24 protein-coding genes are annotated in these 20,931 nt (G+C 72.1%); 9 read left to right on the top strand and 15 right to left on the bottom strand.

The annotated features are described in order from the left end of the window. Window positions 1-55: 55 nt before the first annotated feature. The 6 genes from rpmF to rpmB are packed head-to-tail and all read right to left on the bottom strand — an operon-like array spanning window position 56 to window position 1,432. Complete coding sequence (gene rpmF, locus ACFU5G_RS02770; RefSeq protein WP_108496534.1) at window positions 56-223, bottom strand: 50S ribosomal protein L32; 168 nt, start codon at window positions 221-223, stop codon at window positions 56-58. 3 nt (window positions 224-226) lie between these two features. Beyond that, a complete protein-coding gene (gene rpmG, locus ACFU5G_RS02765) occupies window positions 227-394 on the bottom strand; it encodes a 50S ribosomal protein L33 (RefSeq protein ID WP_020013143.1) in 168 nt (55 codons plus the stop codon). Continuing rightward, window positions 394-696: a type B 50S ribosomal protein L31 gene (locus ACFU5G_RS02760; RefSeq protein ID WP_036968982.1), complete on the bottom strand. Its 303-nt coding sequence runs from the start codon at window positions 694-696 to the stop codon at window positions 394-396. Before ACFU5G_RS02760 ends, rpmG begins: the two co-directional genes overlap by 1 nt. A 16-nt stretch (window positions 697-712) precedes the next feature. Further along, a complete protein-coding gene (ykgO, locus tag ACFU5G_RS02755; RefSeq protein ID WP_020013141.1) occupies window positions 713-835 on the bottom strand; it encodes a type B 50S ribosomal protein L36 in 123 nt (40 codons plus the stop codon). A 55-nt stretch (window positions 836-890) separates the two neighbouring features. Next, window positions 891-1,196 carry a 30S ribosomal protein S14 gene (gene rpsN / locus ACFU5G_RS02750; protein ID WP_377240546.1) on the bottom strand — a complete coding sequence of 102 codons (306 nt, stop codon included), beginning with the start codon at window positions 1,194-1,196 and terminating at the stop codon, window positions 891-893. Beyond that, a complete protein-coding gene (rpmB, locus tag ACFU5G_RS02745) occupies window positions 1,196-1,432 on the bottom strand; it encodes a 50S ribosomal protein L28 (protein WP_026365262.1) in 237 nt (78 codons plus the stop codon). Before rpmB ends, rpsN begins: the two co-directional genes overlap by 1 nt. A 125-nt stretch (window positions 1,433-1,557) precedes the next feature. Here rpmB and ACFU5G_RS02740 point away from each other — a divergent pair, with 125 nt between their 5' ends. After that, window positions 1,558-2,760, top strand: coding sequence for a GTP-binding protein (locus tag ACFU5G_RS02740; RefSeq protein ID WP_377240544.1), 1,203 nt, complete (start codon window positions 1,558-1,560; stop codon window positions 2,758-2,760). Between the two features lie 4 nt (window positions 2,761-2,764). On the opposite strand, the gene ACFU5G_RS02735 is transcribed toward ACFU5G_RS02740, so the two are convergent. The 3 genes from ACFU5G_RS02735 to ACFU5G_RS02725 form a co-directional block, all read right to left on the bottom strand. After that, window positions 2,765-3,280 (bottom strand): GNAT family N-acetyltransferase, encoded by a 516-nt coding sequence (locus ACFU5G_RS02735; protein ID WP_377240542.1) that lies wholly within the window; start codon window positions 3,278-3,280, stop codon window positions 2,765-2,767. A 97-nt stretch (window positions 3,281-3,377) separates the two neighbouring features. Beyond that, on the bottom strand, window positions 3,378-3,833 hold the full coding sequence (locus ACFU5G_RS02730; RefSeq protein WP_377240540.1) for an NUDIX domain-containing protein: 456 nt from the start codon (window positions 3,831-3,833) through the stop codon (window positions 3,378-3,380). 171 nt (window positions 3,834-4,004) lie between these two features. Beyond that, the gene (locus ACFU5G_RS02725) at window positions 4,005-4,820 is read right to left on the bottom strand and encodes a hypothetical protein (protein ID WP_377240538.1); all 816 of its coding nucleotides are present in this window, start codon (window positions 4,818-4,820) and stop codon (window positions 4,005-4,007) included. Between the two features lie 345 nt (window positions 4,821-5,165). On the opposite strand from ACFU5G_RS02725, the gene ACFU5G_RS02720 reads away from it, so the two are divergent. Both ACFU5G_RS02720 and ACFU5G_RS02715 read left to right on the top strand, forming a co-directional pair. Then, window positions 5,166-5,555 carry a hypothetical protein gene (locus ACFU5G_RS02720; protein WP_377240536.1) on the top strand — a complete coding sequence of 130 codons (390 nt, stop codon included), beginning with the start codon at window positions 5,166-5,168 and terminating at the stop codon, window positions 5,553-5,555. Next, the gene (locus ACFU5G_RS02715; protein ID WP_377240534.1) at window positions 5,549-6,271 is read left to right on the top strand and encodes an ASCH domain-containing protein; all 723 of its coding nucleotides are present in this window, start codon (window positions 5,549-5,551) and stop codon (window positions 6,269-6,271) included. Before ACFU5G_RS02720 ends, ACFU5G_RS02715 begins: the two co-directional genes overlap by 7 nt. Window positions 6,272-6,309: 38 nt before the next feature. On the opposite strand, the gene ACFU5G_RS02710 is transcribed toward ACFU5G_RS02715, so the two are convergent. Then, a complete protein-coding gene (locus tag ACFU5G_RS02710; protein WP_377240532.1) occupies window positions 6,310-6,930 on the bottom strand; it encodes a TetR family transcriptional regulator in 621 nt (206 codons plus the stop codon). Between the two features lie 128 nt (window positions 6,931-7,058). On the opposite strand from ACFU5G_RS02710, the gene ACFU5G_RS02705 reads away from it, so the two are divergent. Continuing rightward, window positions 7,059-7,997: an aldo/keto reductase gene (locus ACFU5G_RS02705; protein WP_377240530.1), complete on the top strand. Its 939-nt coding sequence runs from the start codon at window positions 7,059-7,061 to the stop codon at window positions 7,995-7,997. Window positions 7,998-8,069: 72 nt separating this feature from the next. Here ACFU5G_RS02705 and argS read toward each other — a convergent pair whose 3' ends face one another. Then, on the bottom strand, window positions 8,070-9,818 hold the full coding sequence (gene argS / locus ACFU5G_RS02700; protein ID WP_377240528.1) for an arginine--tRNA ligase: 1,749 nt from the start codon (window positions 9,816-9,818) through the stop codon (window positions 8,070-8,072). A gap of 352 nt (window positions 9,819-10,170) precedes the next feature. Between argS and ACFU5G_RS02695 the strand changes: the two genes are divergently transcribed. Both ACFU5G_RS02695 and ACFU5G_RS02690 read left to right on the top strand, forming a co-directional pair. Next, the gene (locus ACFU5G_RS02695) at window positions 10,171-10,686 is read left to right on the top strand and encodes an NUDIX domain-containing protein (protein WP_377240618.1); all 516 of its coding nucleotides are present in this window, start codon (window positions 10,171-10,173) and stop codon (window positions 10,684-10,686) included. Window positions 10,687-10,734: 48 nt separating this feature from the next. Then, the gene (locus ACFU5G_RS02690; RefSeq protein ID WP_377240526.1) at window positions 10,735-11,535 is read left to right on the top strand and encodes a hypothetical protein; all 801 of its coding nucleotides are present in this window, start codon (window positions 10,735-10,737) and stop codon (window positions 11,533-11,535) included. Window positions 11,536-11,542: 7 nt separating this feature from the next. On the opposite strand, the gene ACFU5G_RS02685 is transcribed toward ACFU5G_RS02690, so the two are convergent. The 3 genes from ACFU5G_RS02685 to ACFU5G_RS02675 all read right to left on the bottom strand — a co-directional run bounded on the left by ACFU5G_RS02685 (window position 11,543) and on the right by ACFU5G_RS02675 (window position 16,443). Beyond that, on the bottom strand, window positions 11,543-14,446 hold the full coding sequence (locus tag ACFU5G_RS02685) for a tetratricopeptide repeat protein (RefSeq protein ID WP_377240524.1): 2,904 nt from the start codon (window positions 14,444-14,446) through the stop codon (window positions 11,543-11,545). Window positions 14,447-14,620: 174 nt separating this feature from the next. Beyond that, window positions 14,621-15,259, bottom strand: a complete 639-nt coding sequence (locus ACFU5G_RS02680; RefSeq protein WP_377240522.1) for a response regulator — start codon at window positions 15,257-15,259, stop codon at window positions 14,621-14,623. Then, the gene (locus ACFU5G_RS02675; protein WP_377240520.1) at window positions 15,250-16,443 is read right to left on the bottom strand and encodes a sensor histidine kinase; all 1,194 of its coding nucleotides are present in this window, start codon (window positions 16,441-16,443) and stop codon (window positions 15,250-15,252) included. The genes ACFU5G_RS02680 and ACFU5G_RS02675 overlap by 10 nt, the downstream gene beginning before the upstream one ends. A 128-nt stretch (window positions 16,444-16,571) precedes the next feature. Here ACFU5G_RS02675 and ACFU5G_RS02670 point away from each other — a divergent pair, with 128 nt between their 5' ends. Next, entirely contained in the window at window positions 16,572-17,216 is a 645-nt protein-coding gene (locus ACFU5G_RS02670) for a DedA family protein (RefSeq protein WP_377240518.1), read from the top strand. A 79-nt stretch (window positions 17,217-17,295) separates the two neighbouring features. Then, window positions 17,296-18,729 carry a serine hydrolase domain-containing protein gene (locus ACFU5G_RS02665; protein ID WP_377240516.1) on the top strand — a complete coding sequence of 478 codons (1,434 nt, stop codon included), beginning with the start codon at window positions 17,296-17,298 and terminating at the stop codon, window positions 18,727-18,729. A 38-nt stretch (window positions 18,730-18,767) separates the two neighbouring features. On the opposite strand, the gene ACFU5G_RS02660 is transcribed toward ACFU5G_RS02665, so the two are convergent. Beyond that, on the bottom strand, window positions 18,768-19,778 hold the full coding sequence (locus ACFU5G_RS02660) for an MBL fold metallo-hydrolase (protein WP_377240514.1): 1,011 nt from the start codon (window positions 19,776-19,778) through the stop codon (window positions 18,768-18,770). A gap of 110 nt (window positions 19,779-19,888) precedes the next feature. Here ACFU5G_RS02660 and ACFU5G_RS02655 point away from each other — a divergent pair, with 110 nt between their 5' ends. Further along, entirely contained in the window at window positions 19,889-20,776 is an 888-nt protein-coding gene (locus ACFU5G_RS02655; RefSeq protein ID WP_377240512.1) for a neutral zinc metallopeptidase, read from the top strand. The last annotated feature ends 155 nt before the right edge of the window (window positions 20,777-20,931 follow it).

Genomic DNA, 20,931 nt, shown 5'->3' with positions numbered 1-20,931 from the left:
ACACGACTAGAGCCCCGGCGCTGCTGCGCCGGGGCTCTCGTCGTTCAGCCGGGTCTCAGTCCGGGACCACCAGGCCGCGCCGGACCGCGGGCACGAGCCGCGCGGGGATGCGCACCTGGCGGCCGTCCACGGTCACCGCGACCAGGTCGGGCACCAGGGCCTTCCACTGGGAGCGGCGGGACCGGGTCCGCGACCGGGACATCTTCCTCTTGGGGACCGCCATCGGTCAGCGCTCCTCGCGGAAGTCGACGTGCTGCCGCACCACGGGGTCGAACTTGCGCAGGACGAGCCGGTCAGGATCGTTGCGCCGGTTCTTGCGGGTCACGTAGGTGAACCCGGTGCCCGCCGTCGAGCGGAGCTTGATCACGGGTCGCAGGTCGGTACGCGATGCCATCAGTTACCACCCTTGCTGTCGGTGCTCGTGTTGTGCTTGGCGTAGCGCTGCCGGAACTTCTCGACGCGTCCGGCGGTGTCGACCACGCGGGCCGATCCGGTCCAGAACGGGTGGCTGGCGCTGCTGATCTCGACGTCGACCACGGGGTAGGTCTGGCCGTCGGACCACTCGATGGTCGCCGTCGGGCGGCCGGGGCCGGAGTCGGTGCTGCCGGCCAGCGTCGAGCGGGTCAGGAACGTGAATCCCGCGCTCGCGTCCCGGAAGACGACGGGGCCGTAGGTGGGGTGAAGGTTCTGCTTCATGGTTTGTCTCCTCTTCTCAGCCCTGGCGCGCCTTCCAGCGCGGGTTGAGCTTGTTGATCACGAACGTCTTGCCGTGCCGGCGCACGACCTTGGCGCCGGGCTTGTCCTTCAGGGACCGCAGTGATGCGCGAACCTTCATGTGTCACTCCTTGGGTAGCGGGGGCGGACGGCGGGGCCGCCGCCTGGGCCGGTCCTCACCAGCTGGACTTGGTCACCCCGGGCAGCTCGCCGCGGTGGGCCATCTCGCGCAGGCGGATCCGGGAGAGCCCGAACTTCCGCGAGTACGCGCGGGGCCGTCCGTCGACGACGTCGCGGTTGCGCAGCCGGGTCGGGCTGGCGTCGCGCGGCTGCCGGGACAGCTCCGCGGCGGCGGCCTGGCGCTCCTCGGCCGGGAGGTCGAGCCTGCGCAGGGTGCGGCGCAGCTCCGCGCGCCGCTCGGCGTACCGGGCGACGAGTTCCCGGCGCCGGGTGTCGGCGGCGATCTTCGACTTCTTGGCCATCAGACCTTCTCCCCTCTTGCCAGGATCTGGGCGACGACCACGTCGATCCCCTTGCGATCGATGGTCTTGATGCCCTTGGCGCTCACCCGCAGCGTGACGTTGCGGCCGAGCGACGGGACCCAGTAGCGCTTCTTCTGGATGTTGGGGTCGAACCGCCGCTTGGTCCGCACGTGGGAGTGCGAAATCGAGTGGCCGAACCCCGGCACGGTGCCCAGCACCTGGCATCTGGCTGACACATGACCTCCTGTTGCGACGGACTGGCCGCCGCTGGTGAGAACCGTTCTCATATCGCGCTACAGTGAACCAGAACTGAGAACGGTTATCAATTATTCCGGGGCTGGCCCCCGGGCGAGGAGGCAGCATGTACCGAACCGGAGACCGCCGCGGAATCATCCCGGTGAGCGTCCTGGCCACCATCGACCCCGTGCTGCGCGACTCCGCGCTCTTCGGCCTGCTGACCGACGCCCCCGGCGTCGTCGCGACCCGGCACGACATCTACGAGGACCACCTCCGGCGCGTCGTTCTCGACGCCACCGGCGTCATCGAGGACGTGCTTGTCCCGCTCGAGCACGCCTGCCTGTCCTGCGCCGTCCGCGAGGACGCCGTCCCCACCATCGCGCGCCTCGCCCGCGACGGCCGCTGGGACCACGTGCTGCTCGCCCTGCCCACCAGCGCCGAACCCCTGCCCGCGGCCCGTGCCCTCGCCGCCGAGACCGTGCGCGGCGGCGCCCTCGACCACACCCGCGTCGCCACCTCGTTCACCGTGGTCGACCTCGACACCCTCCAGCACGACCTGCTCGGCGACGACACCCTCCTCGAACGCGGCCTCGGGCTCACCATGGGCGACGAACGCTCCGTGGGCGAGGCGCTCGCGGCCCAGATCGAGCAGGCGGACCTCGTGGTGACCCACACGTCGCACGCCGAGCCCACCACGCCGGTCGAGCCCGTCGAGACGCCGTCGGCCACGCCGTCCGGCCTGCTGGACCGCCTGCGCGGCGCCGGGACCCGCCGGGTCGACGGGCTGCACGCCCTGGAGTCCGCGGCGCTCGCCGCCGCCCGGCACTCGCCGGCGCGGGCCGAGCACCGGGCGCACCCGCTCGGGGCGGTGGCGATCACCGGCCGGGGCGGCGTCCCCGGGGACCGGAGCTGGACCCTGGAGCTGCGCTCACCGTTGCCGTTCCACCCGGAGCGGCTGCTGGAGCGCATCGAGTCGCTCGGTGCGGGCGGGCTGCGGGCGCGCGGGGTGTTCCACGTCGCCGACCGTCCCGGGCTCGCCTGCCTGTGGGACGGCGCGGGCGGTCAGCTCGCGGTCGGGGACCTGGGGCCGTGGTCGGAGGTCTGCGCGGGCACCCCGCCGCACACCCGGATCGTGGTGGTCGGCGTCGCGGACTCCGTCGATGCCGACGCCGTCGGTCCTGACGCGGCGGGCCTGCTCGACGAGCGGCACCGGCTGCGCGAGGCGTTCCACGCGGCGCTGTGCACGCCCGAGGAGGCCGCCGCCGGCGTCGAGTGGCTGTGGCACGAGGACCACCTGGCACCCTGGCTGGGCGCCCGCACCGTCTAGCGGGTCAGCGGGGGCAGAGGTAGCTCGCCACGAGCGGGTGGGCGCCGTCCGGCCCGGTCCAGCCCGCCGGCCCCTCGGCCACGCGCGCCCACCCCAGGCGCTCGTACAGGCGGACGGCCGGTCCGCCGTCGTCCACGACGTCGAGCACGAGCCGGCGTCCGCGCCGGACGGGCGAGTCCTCGATGCGCTCGAACAGCGCCGTGGCGATCCGCGCGCCGCGCGCCTTGGGCGTGACGAACAGGCGGCTCACGCCGGCGAGCCCGGCCACGGACACCCGGGCGGCTGCGGCCAGCTCGTCGACGTGCTCCACGCCGTCCGCGGCGACCAGCATCACGTGTCCGACGACGACGCCGTCGGACAGTGCGACCCACGCCCCGATCGTGCCCGCGGGAGTGAGCCAGGCGATCGGGTCGTCGGGCCAGACCATCGGGTAGCGGTCGGCCTCGTGCACCTGGCGCAGCGCGGCAGCGACCCGGTCGAGGTGAGCCGTGTGGCGCTGGGCGATCACGAGGTCGGGCACGGGCTCAAGGTATCCGACGACGGCGCTGATCGGTGCCCGGGCGCGATCTTTCCTGGCGCTGCGACAGCAGCCGGGCGTGACGGCGTGCGCCCCGGCCTCAGCGGAACAGCCCTCGCTCGACGGCCAGCCGGATCGCCGTCCGGTAGCCGTCCGGCAGGTTCAGGGCGCCGGCCTCGTCAGGCGTGACGAGGGTGAGCTCCTTGTGCTCGTGGCTGTAGACGGGTGCGGCGTCGCCGTCGTAGGTCGCGAGGTAGGTCAGCACGAACACGTGACGGTGCGGGAAGACGCGGTACACCCAGCTGTGCACGGGGTCGCCGACGGCGGCGTCCCAGGCGAGCTCCTCCCGGATCTCGCGGGCGAGGGAGGGGGCCGGGGCCTCGCCGAGGTCGAGCTTGCCGCCGGGCAGCTCCCACTCGTCGCGCTCGTTGCGCAGCAGGGGCAGCCGGCCACGCCAGGCGAGGACCGCCTTCACCGAGACCGGGAGCTGGTACTCGAAGTAGCCGGGATTGCGTTCGACCAGGTAGGGCTCCTCCGGGGAGCGGGTGTTCAGCATGGGAACTTTCTACTGCACGGCGGACTCGGAAGACTTGAGCTGGACAATTGTTCAGATCAATATCTGGACAATTGTTCAGGTCGCGACAAGGCCCTTTCCCGGGAATCCGGGAAAGGGCCTCGCCGTGCATCTCAGCTGGTTTTCATGGTGCCGATGTCGGCGTCACGTCCGTCAGAGGGGGAGGGGGACGGGCAGTCCCCCGCCGAGCGCGCCCAGCAGGTTGCTGAGCAGGCCGCTGACCGCGTTCAGCAGGGAGCTCAGGAGGCCGTCGACCGGAAGGTCGGGGACGGGCACCGGGAGCTCGGGGATCGGCAGGTCGTCGACCGGCAGGTCGGGCACGGGGAGGTCGTCGACCGGGAGGTCGGGGACGGGTGCGTCGATCGGCAGGCTGGGGACCGGCGCGTCGATCGGCAGGTCGGGGACGGGCGCGTCGATCGGGAGGTCTGGGACGGGCGCGTCGATCGGCAGGTCAGGCACCGGGGCGTCGATCGGGAGATCGGGCACGGGGGCGTCGATCGGCAGGTCCGGGACCGGTGCGTCGACCGGGAGGTCAGGGACGGGCGCGTCAACGGGGAGGTCCGTGACGGGAGCGTCAACCGGGACGTCCGGCACGGGGGCGTCGACCGGGACGTCCGGCGCCGGTGCGTCCACGGGTACGTCGGGCACCGGGGCGCCGACCGGCACGTCGGGCACCGGGGCGTCCACGGGGGCGTCCGGGACCGGCGCGTCGACCGGCACGTCCGGCGCGGGAGCGTCCACCGCGGCGTCCGGCGCCGGGGCGTCGACCGCTGCGTCGGTGGCTGGGGCATCGACGGGAGCGTCGGCTGCTGGGGCGTCGGCCGGGTCGGCCGCGCCGATCAGGTGCGCCGCGGGCAGGGCCCCTGGCATCACCATCGCGCTCGCACCTGTTGCCGCCGTGCAGACCAGGCCGGCCGAGATGGCCAGGACTGTTCCCGCACGACTTATGACACGGAATCCTCGGATCATGGTGTTTCCCCTCGAATCGCTCCGCCGAAACAATGGTGTCCACGCACGCGCAGTTCACCGCGAAGAGCGTCCGGCCGAGATTTCACCCTGTCAATCGGAAAGTGATCCGCGACACGCCGATTGAAACGAGACATTCCAGGACCGAACCATCCGGCAGGCCGCCATTAATAGCCGTAACTCCGACATCACAGCCGTGATATCCGGCGGTTGCCTGGATGCCGGCTGACTGGTTCCGGGTAGTGGCAAATGCCTTGGTCCGGCGCCGAGCGGATCCAGGTCGAGCGGATCGGGACCAGGCGGTAAAGGCCTCGATCCGAGGCTGCCGGCCGTGTCAGGATCCGGCCCATGACGACCGTGACCCTGTGGCGGCCGACCGGGCCCCAGGAGCTGGCCCTGGTCGAGGAGTCGGGCTGGCGCGCCTGGCCGCCGCGGCTTCCTGACCAGCCGATCTTCTACCCGGTGCTGAACGAGGACTACGCCACGCGCATCGCGCGCGACTGGAACGTCAAGGCCAGCGGCGCGGGCTACGTGACGCGCTTCGACGTCGACGCGGAGTTCCTGGGGCGCTACGAGGTGCAGCAGGTCGGCGGGCGCACGATCCTCGAGTACTGGATCCCCGCCGAGGACCTGGACGAGCTGAACGCGCACATCGTGGGCCGGATCGAGGTCGTGGCCGAGTTCCGCGCCAAGGGCCCGGAACGAAAAGACTCGGAACGAGAGGAATCGCCGTGCTGACCGAGACCGAGCAGCGACTCGTCGACGCCGCCCTGGCGGTGGTCGCCCGCCTCCCGGAGGACGGCTCCTACCTGAACACCGTGGCATCGGCGGTGATGGACGTCCACGGGGAGATCCACACCGGCGTCAACGTCGGTCACTTCACGGGCGGGCCGTGCGCCGAGCTCGTGGCGCTCGGCACGGCTGCCGCCGGCAGGGCCGGGCCGATCGCGCTGATCGTCGCGGTCGGCGACGAGGGCCGCGGCGTCATCGGTCCGTGCGGGCGCTGCCGTCAGGTGCTGCTCGACCAGCAGCCGGACTGCCACGTGATCGTGTCCGACGGCGACGAGCCGTTCTCGGTCCCCGCTCGCGACCTGCTCCCGCACTCGTACCAGCACCCCGACGCCGACCCGCCGCGCCTGCTGTGGTTCAGCCCGCAGCACTGGACGAGCGTGGTCGACGGCGGCAAGACCGCGACCACCCGGTTCAACGACCCCGCCGCACCGGGGCCGACGACGCTGCTGTTCGAGTTCGAGGACCGGTTCGAGTCGCTGCCCGGGGTGGTCGACTCGGTCGAGCGGGTCCGGTTCGCCGGCGTCACGGACGCCCAGGCGGCGCTGGAGGGCTGCACGGCCGACGAGCTGCGCACGGCGCTCCGCACGCACTACTACCCCGGCGTCACGGACGACGACATGGTCGACTTCGTGCGCTTCCGGGCCGTTGGACCGCAGGCCTAGGCCCGATGACTCTGGCCTGACGACCTGGACCTGACGGCCTAGGCCTGCGGGCGGAGCGTCGCGAAGCTGCGTTCCAGCAGCTCGCTCGCGGTGGTGCTGTCCTCGGCGTTCGCCCAGACCGTGAGGGCGACGTCGAAGCACGCGAGGGCCGACTGGACGATGATCTCGGCACGGAACGCGGTGTCGTCGTCGGGCAGGCGGGTGGCGACGAGCGGCGTGAGCATGCGCGCCCACAGGAGGTGCTTCTCCAGGCTGCGGGCCCGGAGCGAGGCGGCGCTGACGAGGACGCGCATGGCGCGCTTGCCGCGCTCGTCGTCCCCGCCCCGGTGCGGTGCCTGGGTGACCAGTGTGTCGAAGGCGATGCGCAGCGAGTCCCAGACGGGCTCGTCCTGGGGGCGGCCGGCCAGGACGTCGCGCACGAACTCGCCGCCGCGCGCCGGGTCGCCGATGACGACGTCCTCCTTGGCGGGGAAGTAGCGGTGGAAGGTGCGGGCGGACATGCCGGCCTCGGCGGCGATCTGCTCGACCGTCACCTGCTCGAAGCCGCGCTCGGCGAACAGCTCGAGCGCGATCTCGGTGATGCGCGCGCGCACGGCGTCGCGGCTGATCTCGCGCAGGGTCTGGCCGCTGCTCGGTCCGCTGCTCGTCGTGCTCGACATGCCCTCAGGGTAGCGCCGATGCCACTTGTGTCAGGCTCTGACAGAAGCGGCGTATGCTGACATGCGGGATCGGGCGGGAGTCTCGGGCCCGATCCTCGACCAAAGGCCTCGACCAAGGAGTGGGAACCATGGAGCAACGCACGCTGGGCAAGCAGGGCCTGACCGTCTCCGCGCTGGGCTACGGCGCGATGGGGACGGCGATGGCCTACGGGCCGACCGACGACACCGAGTCGATCGCGGCGATCCGCCGCGCTCACGACTTGGGCGTGACCTTCTTCGACACCGCGGAGCTGTACGGCTGGGGCGTGGGGGAGAGGCTGCTGGGCCATGCGCTCGCGCCGATCCGGGACGAGGTGGTGATCGCGACCAAGTTCGGGTTCACGTCGACCTACGGCTCCGACTCGCGCCCCGAGCACATCCGCGAGGTGGTCGACAACAGCCTGAAGAACCTCGACATCGACACGATCGACGTGCTCTACCAGCACGTTCCCGACCCGAACGTCCCCATCGAGGACGTCGTCGGCGTGATGAAGGAGTACGTGGACGCCGGCAAGGTCAAGTACCTCGGGCTCTCGAACGCCGACGAGGACACGATCCGCCGGGCGCACGCCGTGCACCCGATCTCGGTGCTGCAGAACGAGTACTCGATCTTCGCCCGGGACTCCGAGCCGCTGCTGCCCGTCCTGGAGGAGCTCGGCATCGGGCTGGTCGCGTACTCGCCGCTGGCCCGCGGGTTCCTGAGCGGCGCGGTCCAGTCCCGCGCCGGTTACACCGCCGACGACGCGCGCCAGATCATCGGCTGGTGGGCACCGGAGAACTTCGACGCCAACGTCGAGATCGCGCGCCGGCTGACGGAGCTCGCGGCGGCCAAGGGGGTCACGCTCTCGCAGCTCGCGCTCGCGTGGCTGCTGGCGCAGAAGGACTACGTGGTGCCGATCCCGGGCTCCCGCAACGCCGAGCGCGTCGCCCAGAACGTGGCCTCGGCCGGCGTCACACTCACCACGGACGACCTCGCGCGCATCGCGGAGATCGCGCCCGGCGGCGGGGTGGGCAGCCGGGGGCACTGACCCCGCGGCCAGGGGTGCACGTGCCGGGCGACAAGGCCCGCGGGCTGGTCCACGCCCCAGGACTCATCGGTCTCACATGCGGTCGGGCGCCACGATGCCCAGCAGGTCAAGCCCGGTCGCCAGCGTGCGGCCCGTGAGCTCGCACAGCGCCAGGCGGTTGGCGCGCACGCCGTCGTCGTCGGCCCGCAGGACCGGGCACTGGTCGTAGAACTCGGTGTAAGCGCGGGCCAGGCCGAACAGGTAGCCGCACAGGCGGTGCGGTTCGAGCGTGCCGGCGACGTCGTCGAGCGTCGCCGCGAGCTCGTCCAGGGTCAGGGCCAGCGCGCGCTCCGCGGGATGTAGCGGCAGGGCCGGGTCGACCGGGCGGTCCGTCGGGATTCCGGCGTCCGCGGCCTTGCGCAGGATCGAGCGCACGCGGGCGTGCGCGTACTGCAGGTAGACGCCGGTGTTGCCGTTCAGCGCCACCATGCGGTCGACGTCGAAGACGTAGTCCTTGGTGCGGGTGTTCGACAGGTCGGCGTACTTGACCGCCCCGATGCCCGCGGCCTGCGCGATGTGCTCGAACTCCTCGGGCGACAGGTCGTGGTCCTTCTGCGCCAGCTCCGCCCGGGCGCGGGCCACGGCCTGGTCCAGGAGGTCGGTCAGGCGCACCGTGCCGCCGTCGCGCGTCTTGAACGGCTTGCCGTCCGCGCCCAGCACGGTGCCGAACGGCACGTGGGTCGCGGCGACGTCGTCGGGCAGCCAGCCGGCGCGGCGGGCGACGTCGAAGACCATCCGGAAGTGCAGTGCCTGGCGGGCGTCGACGACGTAGAGGATGCGCGTGGCGCGGTACTCGTCGACGCGCAGGCGCAGCGTCGCGAGGTCGGTGGCGGCGTAGCCGAAACCGCCGTCCTTCTTGCGGACGATGAGCGGCACCGGATCGTCGTCGGGCCCGACGACGCCGTCGGTGAAGGCACACAGTGCCCCGTCGGAGTCGACGGCGATGCCCTGCGCGACCAGCTCGTCGACGACGCCGGGCAGGTCCGCGTTGTACCGGGACTCGCCGTCGGCGTCGTCGAGGGTGAGCAGGATGCCGAGGCGGTCGTAGACGGCCTGGAATGCAGCCTCGGACTCGGCGACGAGCTCGCGCCAGGTGGCCAGGGTCGGGGCGTCGCCCGACTGGAGCGCGACCACGCGGGCGCGGGAGCGGTCGGCGAAGTCCGGGTCCTGGTTGAACTCGGCCCGGGCCGCGCGGTACAACGCGTCCAGGGCGGACATGGAGGCCTCGCCCTGCCAGGTCTGCTCGGGGTGCTCGTCGATGAACTGGATGAGCATGCCGAACTGGGTGCCCCAGTCGCCGACGTGGTTCTGCCGCACGACGGTCGCGCCGAGGTGGGCCAGGACGCGGGCGAGCGTGTCGCCGATGATAGTCGAGCGCAGGTGGCCGACGTGCATCTCCTTGGCCACGTTCGGTGCGGAGTAGTCGATGACGGTGCGTTCGCCGTGGCGCGTCGGGGTGATACCGAGGTGCTCGGCGGCGAGGCGGGCGCCGACCTGCCGCCAGACCGTGGGGGCCGGGACGGTCAGGTTGAGGAAGCCCGGGCCGGAGACCTCGGGGTCCACGTCGCTCGCGGCGAGGCGTTCGGCGGTGGCCGTGGCGAGGTCGCGCGGGGCGCGGCCGGCCCGCTTGGCGACGGAGAGCGGTCCGTTCGACTGGAAGTCGGCGCGGTCGGATCGTCGGACCACCGGGTCGGTGCCGGCCAGCTCGGCCGGGAGCACCTGGGACAGGGCGGCCTGGACGGCCGCCTCCACCTGGTCCTTGATCGCGACTACGTGGGACATGCGGGGCCTTTCGGGTCGTGGCGCCGGTGAGGGCGCGGGATCGGGTCAGTCTAGGGAGCGGGTGGTGGGAAGGCGGGGTCTTTTGTCGCGGCGGCGGTCACGGCGGAGCATCCCGGAGCGGCCCTGCTGCAGGGGGTCGGGACCGTGGTCCGTGAGAAGGGATAGATCGGGTAAATTCGGACAGGTGGTCGTGCTCTCACGAGAGAACCCCTTCGCGATTCCTGCGCGCCTTGCGCGCTGGGTGAAGGGGCTCCCAAAGCCCATGTTGGGAATCTCCATAGCGCCTTTCGCTGTGAAAACAAGATCACAGGACCGGTTGCGAGCGCGAAGATCGAGCGCGAGATTGGCCCCCGTGAAAGACCACGCTTGCGATGAATACATCAAGACATTGCCGCGCAAGCGAGTGGCGGCAGGTGTCCTCCTGCGCGACGGAGACGACCGGGTCGTTCTCGTCGAGCCGACCTACAAGGACAACTGGGAGATCCCGGGTGGGGTTGTCGAGGCGGACGAGTCCCCGTGGTCCGCTGCCGAGCGCGAGCTCAAGGAGGAGCTCGGGATCGTCCGGCGAAACATGCCCGTCCTCGTCGTCGACTATGTCACCGGGGCACCGGACGGAATGCCGGAAGGGCTGCTCTGGATCTTCGACGGCGGGATGCTCAGCGCGGAGGAGCGCCGCACGCTGCGGGTGTTCGACGACGAGGTCAGGTCCGTGGAGCTCCTGTCGATCGAAGAAGCGGTGAAGAAGACCAAGCCGTCGCTGGCGCGCAGGCTGCGGGTCGCGCTCACCTCGGTGCTCGACGACAAGAGAACCACCGTCTGCTGCGACCAGGGCGAACCGAGGAAGGTGCTGGAGCGGCTGTCAGCGTGAGCGCCGGTCAAGGTCCGGGATGTCGGGGTCGTGCCCTAGGGTCGGCTGGTGACCTCGCTTGCAGCAACCCTTGCCGGTGACCACAACAACCAGGACCGCTACGTGGTGGGTGACGGATTCACGGCCGTCCTCGACGGCGCGACGTCGGTGGCGGGGGACCGTTCGCACGATCCGGGCTGGTTCGCCGGGCGCCTCGGCGAGGTCCTGGCCCGACTGCTCCCTGGCGGGGCGCCCATCCCCGACGTCGTGGCGGCCGCCATCGAAGAGGTGCGGGACACCGATCGCCTGGTGCCCGAGTCGAGCCCCACGTGCACGGTGGCGGTGGCGCGCTGGACCACGAAGACGGTCGAGACCTACGTCCTGTGCGACAGCGTCGTGGTGCTGCTGCACGGTGACGGTTCGGAGACCGTCCACTCCGACGACGAGCTCGGCGCCGCGCTCACCGAGAAGCGGCAGGAGTACCGCGCCCGGCTCGCCGCAGGTCACGGGTACGACGCGGGCCACCGGGAGCTGCTCATCGAGCTCCAGCGGGAGCAGGCGCGGTGGCGCAACCGCCCCGGTGGCTACTACGTGGCCGGTACGGATCCGGTCGCCGCGTACCACGGTGTCGTGAGCACCACGGACCGGGCGCAGGTGTCCGGGCTGGTGCTGGCCACGGACGGCGTCGACCCTGACCGCCACCCTCGCGCCGACACGTGGCGAGGCGTCTACACCGAGGCGCTCGAGCTCGGGCCCGACCGGGTGCTGCACGACCTCCACGTGGCCGAGGACTCCGACCCGGACGGGCGCCGCTGGGTCCGTTCGAAGCGGCACGACGACAAGACGCTGGTCGTCGTGCCGCTCGGCTGACCCTCGGTCAGAGGTCCTCGAGGAACTGGTCCAGGGGCGTCATCTCGTTCCGGAGCCGTTGTGCGGCGTCGTGCCTGCCGGACCGGGCCAGGACGGCGGCGTACCCATCGAGCGCCGACCGGTAGGTGGTCACGAACTGGACCGAGTGCGTCCCGGCCAGGTGCCGGCGGCGGTAGAGCCGCAGCGCCTCCGCGAATCGCTCCCGCGCCGGCCCGTCCAGCCCGGTCCGGGCGAGGGACGCCGCGGAGCTGCCCAGGCTCCAGGCGAGGTTCTGCTCGCGCCGGTTCGGGTACTTGTGCGCCAGGTCCCGGTAGATGGCGATGGCCTCGTCGTGGGCCGTGGCCGAGCTCTCCGCGCTGCCCAGGTCCCCGTACGTGCTGCCGAGATCGGTCAGCGACCGGGCCCGCCCCGGCTCGAAGCGGACCGGGTTGCGGGCTGTCAGCCGGACCCAGATCCGATGTGCCTCCTGATGCAGGGCCAGGCTCGCCTCCGCGCCGTCGAGCAGGGTGTAGGTGTTGCCGAGGTCGCCCAGCGCCAGAGCCAGGTCCGGTTCGTATCGCGTCGGGGTCTCGGTGTCCAGCCGGCGCCAGTGCTCCAGCGCCTCGAGAAAGTCGGAGTGCGCCTGCTCGGTGTCGCCGAGGTCGCTGTGGCAGCGTCCGATCGAGCTGAGCGAGCGGGCGAGCGACGCGCGATGACGGTCGTGCTGGGCGGCGAGCTGTCGGCGCGCGGCCAGCGCGTTCCGGTGCGTCGCCAGGGACTCGTGGGGAAGGCCGAGATCGCGGTAGGAGACGCCGAGGTTGTGCAGCGACTTCGTCAGGTCCGGGAGAAACCGCTCGGCGTCGACGTGCGCGTGCTGCTGCCAGGTTCCCGCTGCTTCGCGACGCACCTCCAGCGCCTCGGTGTACCGGCCGAGAACGGCGAACGAGTCACCGAGGTTGTCGAGCGACTGGGCGAGGTTGGGCCAGTAGCGGGCCGCGCGCCACCTGCCGAGCCTGCGGTACAGGCGCGACGCCTCCTCCCGGGCCCGCAACGAGTCCTCGTAGCTGCCGAGCGTGTACGTCCAGTTGCCGAGCACGTGCTGCGCGTGCGCGGTCCGATAGGTGTGCGCGGACGGCCGGTCGTTGTTGATGGCCAGCACCAGCAGCTCCGCGACCTGGTGCCCGACGTCGTGGAGGGCGCTCGGCGGGTCCGGCCAGGGCAGCTGCTCGTGCACCGCGCTCACGGTGCGCCACCGCGCGTCGATGCCGTGCACGAGGTCCAGGGCGAGCTGTGCGACGTCGTAGCCGCTGCGCGGATCGAGGCGATTCGTATCAGAGCCGGTGGTGGAACCCCGTCCGTCCTGGTGCGCGCTCGACGACGTCCTGGGCGCGCGGTCCTGCCGCCGCGAAGGGTCGGAGGCGGCCCGCGTGAGGACGATCATCGCCCGTACGGCCTGGTTCTCGCTCAGGCCGTGCAGCAGGACCGCGCGGCGCTCGGCGCTGACCATGGCGCGGCTCGCGTCGGTGGCGTCCGCGGCCGTGAGCACGGAGACGACGAGGTGCTCGGCCAGCCGGTCCGGGTGCAGGCTCCCGATCCACCCCGGATCGCCGACGAGCGCCGGGTCGACCGTGGCCCCCGGCAGGCCGTCGCCCGGCGGATACTGCTCGCGCAGCCAGCGCGCCGCCGCCCGCGGATCGAGGCGCGTGCCCGGCGGACACAGCGCCGCGGCACGGCGGACCAACGACTCGGCCTCGGCCTGGCTGTCGGCGCCGAGCAGGCAAGCGGCCGCGACGAGGATCTGGAGCGCCTGGCCGTCCGTGGGTATGCCCGCCTCCTGGGCCGACCGCTTCCAGCTGCGCGCCTCGTGCCGGAGCAGCTCGTCGAACACGGCGTGCATCGACACTCCCGCATGGGTGCGCCGAGGGGCGCTCGCGGTGTCGGACGCGTTCTCCTCCGTCCGCAGCACCTGGATGAGGCCGATCGACAGCAGGTCGAGCATCCGTGCGCCCGGGACGACGTCGGGCAGGGTCACCTGGACCGGGCGCCGGTCCAGAAACGCGGCGAAGTCCTGGACCGCGACGTCGACGATCCGCTGCTGCTCGGCCAGCTGCCCGTCGTCGGCGTCCTCCGGGACGACCCGGTCGGAGAGCTCGATGGGGTCGTACCTGCCGACCACGGCGCCGACGTCCGACTGCTGGCACAGGTCCGACCACCACCCGCCGCCCCGGCGCGCGAGCAGGAGGACCCGGACGGCTCCGGGGTCGCTGTTGGCCTGGCGCAGGAGCTCGGCCACGGCGTCGCTCCTGTTCTCCGCGTAGTCGACCACGAACAGGACGGGTGCCTCCAGGTGGCCACGCCGCAGCACCTGCATGGCCTCCGCCTCGACGCCCGCACGGAGGTTGCGGCACTCCCAGCCGTACCTCGTGCGCATCGCCGTCTGCAGCTCGTGCGCCAGGCGGGTCTTGCCCACGCCGCCGGACCCGGTCACGAGCTGGACCCGCAGGGAGCGCCGACCGGTGTCGTGGCCGTCGACGCACCAGTCGGTCAGCTGCTGGAGCACGTCCTCGCGGCCGACGAACCGGACGATCTGGTCGTCGCCCTCCCGGACGGGCGAGAGCAGGCGGCCGGGCGCATCGTCGTCCCCGGGTGGGCGGACGCCGAGCTGCTGCGAGGCGAGGAGGTCGCGGGCCTCACGGTCGGCGGCCTCCTGGTGGCGGTCGTGCAGCGTGAACCAGCGTTCGAGGAGGGTCGCACCCACGACACCGCCGACGACGGCGCCCGCGACCATGATCTGCCGTACCCAGGTGGGCACCGAGTCGGGGAGGACCGCGGCCGCGATCCCGACGAGGACCGCGACGGTCGATGCGAAGCCATATACCCAGAGCCGGCGGCCGCTCCCACTCCTGACGCCCCCGGACCCCGCCTCCGCCACGAGGACGAGAGTACGAGCAAGCGGACAAATCGGGAAGGAATATCCGTGGAATGCCGATCGGCGGAATTTCTGCCCGGCGGAATGATCAGGTCCGCGCGCTCGGGCGAGCGCGCGGACCCCGTGACCTCGTGGCCGGCGGCGACGATGGTCGAGGTGCAAAGGCCCTTATGCTCCTCACGACTCCAGCCACCGCAGGATCGCCAGCACCCGCCGGCTGTACCCGCTCTCGGCGGCCAGGCCCAGCTTGTCGAAGATGGCGTTGGAGTGCTTCTCCACCGCCGACGTCGAGATGAACAGCGCCTGCGCGATGCCCGCGTTCGTGCGTCCCTCGGCCATGAGCCGGAGCACCTCGCGCTCGCGTTCGCTCAGCATCCCGAGCGGGTGGGACGTGTCCCGGAAGAGCTGTCCGACCACGTCCGTGTCCAGTACGAGGCCGCCGGCCCGCACACGGTCCAGAGCGTCGAGGAACTCGTCCACGCCCATCACGCGGTCCTTGAGCAGGTAGCCGACGGCGCGCGCCTCGTCGCCCAGCAGCACCTGGGTGAACTGCCGCTCGACGTACTGCGAGAGCACGAGGATGCCCACCTCCGGCCAGCGCTCGCGGATCTGCACCGCGGCCCGCACGCCCTCGTCGGTGTGGGTCGGCGGCATGCGCACGTCGAGCACCACGACGTCCGGCCGCTCGGCCTCCAGTCGCTTCAGCAGTCCCTCCGCGGTGCCGTAGGCCGCGACGACGTCGTGGCCCTCGTCCGCCAGGAGGCTGCGGATGCCCTCGCGCAGCAGGGCGGAGTCCTCCGCGAGCATCACGCGCACGGCAGCGCCACCTCGATCCGCGTCGGCCCGCCCGCCGGGCTGTCGACCGTCAGCGTGCCGCCGGCCGCTGCGACCCGGCCGGCCAGGCCCGCGAGCCCGTGGCCGGGACGGACCTCCGCGCTGCCGATGCCGTCGTCGGCGATCACGACGCGTATCTCCCTGCCCGGACCGGTCTTGTCGGGACCGCCGTCACCGCCTGCTCCGTGGGACACGGTGACCCGCGCCTTGGCCGCTCCCGAATGCTTCGCCACGTTCGTCAGCGCCTCCGCCACCACGTAGTACACCGTCGTCTCCACCCCACCCGGCAGCCGAGCGGGGACGTCCCAGTCCAGCACAGCCGGGACTGCCGCGTGCGACACCAGCTGCCGCAGCACCGGCTCCAGCCCGTGCGTGTCCAGCGTGGTGGGCCGCACCCGCCACGCGACGTCGCGCAGGTCCGCCACGAGCTGTTCGGCCTCACGCCCCGCCTGCTCCAGCAGCAGGGTCCCCGGCGCCCCGGGCCCGGCGAGCCGCCGCGCCCGGTTGACCAGCAGGCCCAGGGCCACCGCGCGCTGCTGCACGCCGTCGTGCAGGTCCCGCTCGATCCGCCCGCGCTCCGCGTCCAGGGCCGCGAGCAGGTCCACGCGACTCACCGTCAGCTCCTCGACCTGGGCCGCCAGGCGCTCGCTCCGGCTCGGGGAGAGCCATCGGGCGGCCGTCCACCGGTCGAGCAGGCCCACGCCGAACAGCCCCATCAGGTCCAGGTAGAGCAGGATCGCGCCGATGGGCACCAGCATGAGCACGTCCGACGTCGACAGCCCGCCGCCCTGGAACGCCGCGTCCACCGTGAGCCGCACGTCGAACAGCCAGGACGCCAGACTCACGAACACCCCGAACAGCCCGTACACCAGCAGCCCCAGCACGAGCATGCTGAGCGAGCTCATGCCGACGCGCAGCGCGAGATATCCCGCCGCGCGCCGGCTCGTCAGCGGGGCGCCGTCGTCCACCCAGCCGAGATGACGCGCGGTGCGACCGCGATGCCAGGAGATCAGTGCGCGAACCGGCGGGAGCGGAGTGGGACGACCTGCCGTCACGACGGCCAGCACGGCGCAGACCAGATCCAGCGGCCACGTGACCGCGCCGAGGGCGGCACCCCAGAGCAGGCGCACGGGAGCGCCGTTCGCGGCGGCTTCGGCTGAGTTCACGTGGTCAGGATATGGAGGAGCGTGGCCGGGCGGACTGCGGAAAACCACACCCTTTGCTGTGGCTTACCTGCGCGACCTGCTGGAGTACCGCAGTCCGAGGACCCCGCGCGGCCCAATAGCGTAGGGGCATGACGACACAAAGCTTCGCCACGACCGTCGCCGACTGGGCCGTCGGGCTCATGGAGACCCTCGGCGCACCGGGCGCAGGCGTAGCGATCGCCCTCGAGAACCTGTTCCCGCCCCTTCCGAGCGAGGTGATCCTGCCGCTGGCAGGCTTTACAGCGGCGCAGGGCACCCTCGTGCTCTGGCACGTGCTGGTCTGGACGACCGCCGGCTCCGTGGTCGGCGCCGTCCTCCTGTACGGGCTCGGGGCCTGGCTCGGCCGTGAGCGACTGCGCAACATCGTGGACCGCATGCCGCTGGTCAAGCTGGAGGACGTCGACAAGGCCGAGGACTGGTTCAACCGGCACGGCGACTGGGCCGTGCTCATCGGCCGCGTCATCCCGATCGTGCGCAGCCTCATCTCCATCCCGGCCGGGGTGGAGCGCATGCCCCTGACGCGCTTCCTGCTGTTCACCACGCTGGGATCCGGTGTCTGGAACACCCTGCTCGTCGGCGCCGGCTACCTGCTGGGCGACCAGTGGCACATCGTCGAGGAGAGCGTCGGCGTGTTCCAGAAGGTCGTCATCGTCGTGGTCGTCCTGCTGATCGTGTGGTGGCTGGTCAAGACGCTGCGCAACCCCGACCGGCCCCGCCACGCCCGCCAGCGGTGACCCTGCCGAAAATGCCGGTCTGCCCGAAACGCGGATCAGGCATGATGCACCCGACACGACCACGCCGAGAGGACCCCTGTTGACCGAGGACCGCACCGCCCAGACCCTCCGCTCGATCGCCCCCTACCTCGCCGACTGGGCCTCGTTCCAGGCCGCGTACCACGGCGTCCCCGGCCTGCAGCTCGCCGTCGGCCGCCGCGGCGAGATGTTCGTCGACCTGGCCTGGGGCAAGGCCGACGTCGAGACGGGGGAGGACCTCACCAGCGACCACCTGTTCCGCGTCGCGTCCCACTCCAAGACGTTCACCGGAGTGATGGTGATGCAGCTCGTCGAGCGCGGCGAGCTGCGGCTGGACGACCGCGCGGGCGACCTCGTGCCGGAGCTCGACGGCTCGCGCGCCGCCGGCGTCACCGTCCGGGAGCTCCTGGGCCACCAGGCCGGGATCATCCGCGACTCCTCCGACGGCGACTTCTGGCAGCACCACCGGCCCTTCCTCGACCGTGCCGAGGTGCTGGAGTGCGTGCGCGCCGAGGGTGTGGTGTTCGAGCCGAACGAGCACTTCAAGTACACCAACATCGGCTACAGCCTGCTCGGGATCATCATCGAGCAGGTCACCGGCAAGACGTACGACGAGGTGGCTCGCGTCGCCGTCGTCGAGCCCCTCGGGCTGACCCGCACCGGGACCGAGCTGGACCCCGCCCGCGCCGCCGAGTACGCGGCCGGCCACACCGGCCGGATCGCCCACGGCGACGCACGCCAGGTCATCCCGCACGTCGACACCCGTGCCATGGCGGCCGCCACCGGCTGGTACTCGACCGCCCTGGAGATGGTCCGCTACGGCGCCGCCCACACGTTCGGCGACACCACCCTGATCAGCGACGCCAGCAAGCGCCTCATGCAGCGCGACGAGTCGCGCGTGGCGGTGCGCGGCAAGGAGCTCGGCCGGTACGGCGTCGGCATCGAGGTCGGCAAGGTCGGGGACCGTGAGGTCGTCGGGCACTCCGGCGGCTACCCCGGCCACATCACCCGCACCTGGATCGACCCCGTGGACGGGATCGTGGTCTCCGCCCTGACCAACGCCGTCGACGGCGCCGCCGGGCAGATCGCCAACGGCGTCATCCAGCTGATCAACCTGGCGCTCGCGGCGGCCGACGAGGTCGCCGCGTCCGCCGTCACCGGCAAGGGCGGCGACGGCAAGGGCGGCGAGCCGGTTCCGGGCGTCCCGGCGGACGCGCCCGTCGGGCGCTTCGCCAACCTGTGGGGCGTGGCCGACGTCGTGGACCTCGGCGGGATCCTGCACACGATCAACGTGCGTGCCGCCGAGCCCGCCGAGGTCGCGCAGCGGCTGGTCGTCTCCGACGGGCGGCTCGTGCAGGAGCCCGTGGCCGGTTTCGGCACCGTGGGGGAGCCGGTCCAGGCGGAGCGGGACGCCGACGGCGCGATCGTCTCGGTCCGGATCGGTGCGATGACGTCGTGGCCGGTGGAGGAGTACCGCACGCGCACGGGGCGGTAGAGCACAGCGCCGGCGGCTTACGGCCGTCGCAGCCCGGCCTAACCGTCGAGCTTGTCCCGTACCAGCAGCTCCAGCACCTGCATGAAGCGCTGCGCGCGGGCCCGCCCAAGAACGAACGGGTTCTTGTCACCGGCGGTCCCGTCGCGCAGCGCCCGCATGCGGTCGAGGCCGCCGTCGGTCTGGCCATGGTTGTTCAGCTCGACGTCCACGCCCGATCGGCGCATCAGCGCCGCGTAGTCGATCACCGACCGCAGGTAGTCGCGCTTGCCCGACATCGGCTCCGGGAGCCCGGTGCCGCCCCAGAGCATCGCGGTGTGCCGCCGGCCCTTCCACCACACGGGGAAGACCGGCGACACCGTGCCCGGGGTGTGGCCCGGCGTGTACGGCAGCCGCATGGTCGTGCCGCCCAGGGTGAGGCGCTGCCCGTCGGCGATCTCCAGGTCACGCTCGGGGACGTCGGGCGAGGAGTCCTTGGCCGCGACGTCCCAGTCGGTGGGGCTCATCAGCACGCGGGCGCCGTACCGGTCGGCCAGGTACTGGGCACCGCCGAAGTGGTCGGCGTGCCCGTGCGCTACCACCACGTACTTGATCCGCGCGGGGTCCACGCCGAGGGATCGCAGCTCGGGGACCAGGATGTCGGCGGCCTGCTCCCGGGACTCCAGCGCGTCGACCAGGATCACGCCGTCCGAGGTCTCGACCGCCGTCGCCGACACGAAGTCGGTGCCGACCACCGTGACGTTGTCGAAGATCCGGGTCGGCTCCGGGTCGGGAGCCTCCGGCGGCAGCCAGCCCGGCGTGAAGGCCGCGACCAGCGCGAGCAGCACCGGGTCGTCGCCCGCGAGCTCGACGGCCCGCTCGCCGTAGTCCGTCGGCCCCGTCCTGCTCTCGCCCGTCGCAGCGGCCGACGACGCAGTGCCGGACGCCGGAGCGCTCGACCCCGCGTCGTTGCCCGCCCGCGCCGCCGGTTCCCGCGCGCACCCCACGAGCGGGACGAACGCCGCGGCGAGCACGGCACGTCGGGACAGCTCGGCATGTCGCAGCAGGTCCATGCGCCGATCGTACGGACGGCCCTGCCGCCTCGCCGGGTCTCCGGACCCGCTACCCCTCCGGACCCGGCACCGCTCGAGTACCGATCCCCGGCTCGCGGTAGCGTTGTCAGGTGACTTTCAGCGAGGGCGGGCAGTTCGAGGGCGGTCGGGTCCGCAAGGGCGGCGGACGGCGGGGCGCCGTCGGCGCGGGAGTCGGCGGCGGCGCGGCGCTCGTCATCGCGCTGCTGTACATGGTGCTGACCGGCAACAGCCCGGCCGACATCCTCGGGACCACCACCGACTCCGGGGGTGGCGGCGAGCAGGGCTACATCGGCGCGTGCACCGCCGAGCAGGCGAACGTCGACCCCGAGTGCCGGCTCAACGCCGCCGTCGACTCGCTGGACGTCTACTGGGCCGAGACCCTCCCCAAGCAGGGCGGCGTCGAGTACGCGATGCCCGAGGTCGTCAGCTTCACCGACGCGGTCGACACCGGCTGCGGCTCGGCGACGTCGGCCACCGGACCGTTCTACTGCCCGGCCGACACCACGGTGTACGAGGACCTCTCGTTCTACGACCAGCTCTCCAGCCAGTTCGGCGCCGAGGGCGGCCCGCTGGCGGAGATGTACGTGACGGCGCACGAGTTCGGGCACCACATCGAGAACCAGCTCGGGCTGTTCGAGCGGGCCGACCGCTCGGGCACCGGCCCGGAGTCCGACTCGGTGCGCATCGAGCTCATGGCCGACTGCCTCGCCGGGATGTGGGCCGGCAACGCCGCGACCACCGTCGACCCGGACACCGGCGTGCCGTTCCTCGAACCCATCTCGCAGGCCCAGCTCGAGCAGGCGCTGTCCGCCGCAGCGGCCGTCGGCGACGACAACATCCAGCGTCGCTCCGGCGGCGACGTGAACCCCGAGGCGTTCTCGCACGGCTCCAGCGAGCAGCGCGTGCGGTGGTTCTCGATCGGCTACGAGGGCGGCACCATCCAGGACTGCAACGCCCTGGACGCCCGCACCCTCTGACGTTACGGTTGACGGCATGCACCTCAGCGCACGCACGACGACGCCGGACCCCTCCGGCGCGCGCTGACGCTGCACCCAGCAACCAGGCCCCGGAGCTCGCTCCGGGGCCTTTGTCATGCACGACGGCGGCAACCGGGCGGCTCCTCCACCCAAGG

Source organism: Promicromonospora sp. NPDC057488, from assembly GCF_042802395.1.
GTDB lineage: Bacteria > Actinomycetota > Actinomycetes > Actinomycetales > Cellulomonadaceae > Promicromonospora.
The sequence above is the reverse complement of the archived record's forward strand: the minus strand, read 5'-3'. Positions and strand labels throughout refer to the sequence as shown.

Excerpts from the sequence above, each read along its gene's own strand:
- ACFU5G_RS02740 (WP_377240544.1), top strand. The coding sequence starts at position 1,558 with ATGTACCGAACCGGAGACCGCCGCGGAATCATCCCGGTGAGCGTCCTG.
- ykgO (WP_020013141.1), bottom strand. The coding sequence starts at position 835 with ATGAAGGTTCGCGCATCACTGCGGTCCCTGAAGGACAAGCCCGGCGCC.
- ACFU5G_RS02725 (WP_377240538.1), bottom strand. The coding sequence starts at position 4,820 with ATGATCCGAGGATTCCGTGTCATAAGTCGTGCGGGAACAGTCCTGGCC.
- rpmF (WP_108496534.1), bottom strand. The coding sequence starts at position 223 with ATGGCGGTCCCCAAGAGGAAGATGTCCCGGTCGCGGACCCGGTCCCGC.
- rpsN (WP_377240546.1), bottom strand. The coding sequence starts at position 1,196 with ATGGCCAAGAAGTCGAAGATCGCCGCCGACACCCGGCGCCGGGAACTC.
- ACFU5G_RS02670 (WP_377240518.1), top strand. The coding sequence starts at position 16,572 with ATGACGACACAAAGCTTCGCCACGACCGTCGCCGACTGGGCCGTCGGG.
- rpmG (WP_020013143.1), bottom strand. The coding sequence starts at position 394 with ATGGCATCGCGTACCGACCTGCGACCCGTGATCAAGCTCCGCTCGACG.
- ACFU5G_RS02660 (WP_377240514.1), bottom strand. The coding sequence starts at position 19,778 with ATGGACCTGCTGCGACATGCCGAGCTGTCCCGACGTGCCGTGCTCGCC.
- argS (WP_377240528.1), bottom strand. The coding sequence starts at position 9,818 with ATGTCCCACGTAGTCGCGATCAAGGACCAGGTGGAGGCGGCCGTCCAG.
- ACFU5G_RS02705 (WP_377240530.1), top strand. The coding sequence starts at position 7,059 with ATGGAGCAACGCACGCTGGGCAAGCAGGGCCTGACCGTCTCCGCGCTG.
- ACFU5G_RS02730 (WP_377240540.1), bottom strand. The coding sequence starts at position 3,833 with ATGCTGAACACCCGCTCCCCGGAGGAGCCCTACCTGGTCGAACGCAAT.
- ACFU5G_RS02710 (WP_377240532.1), bottom strand. The coding sequence starts at position 6,930 with ATGTCGAGCACGACGAGCAGCGGACCGAGCAGCGGCCAGACCCTGCGC.
- ACFU5G_RS02720 (WP_377240536.1), top strand. The coding sequence starts at position 5,166 with ATGACGACCGTGACCCTGTGGCGGCCGACCGGGCCCCAGGAGCTGGCC.
- ACFU5G_RS02760 (WP_036968982.1), bottom strand. The coding sequence starts at position 696 with ATGAAGCAGAACCTTCACCCCACCTACGGCCCCGTCGTCTTCCGGGAC.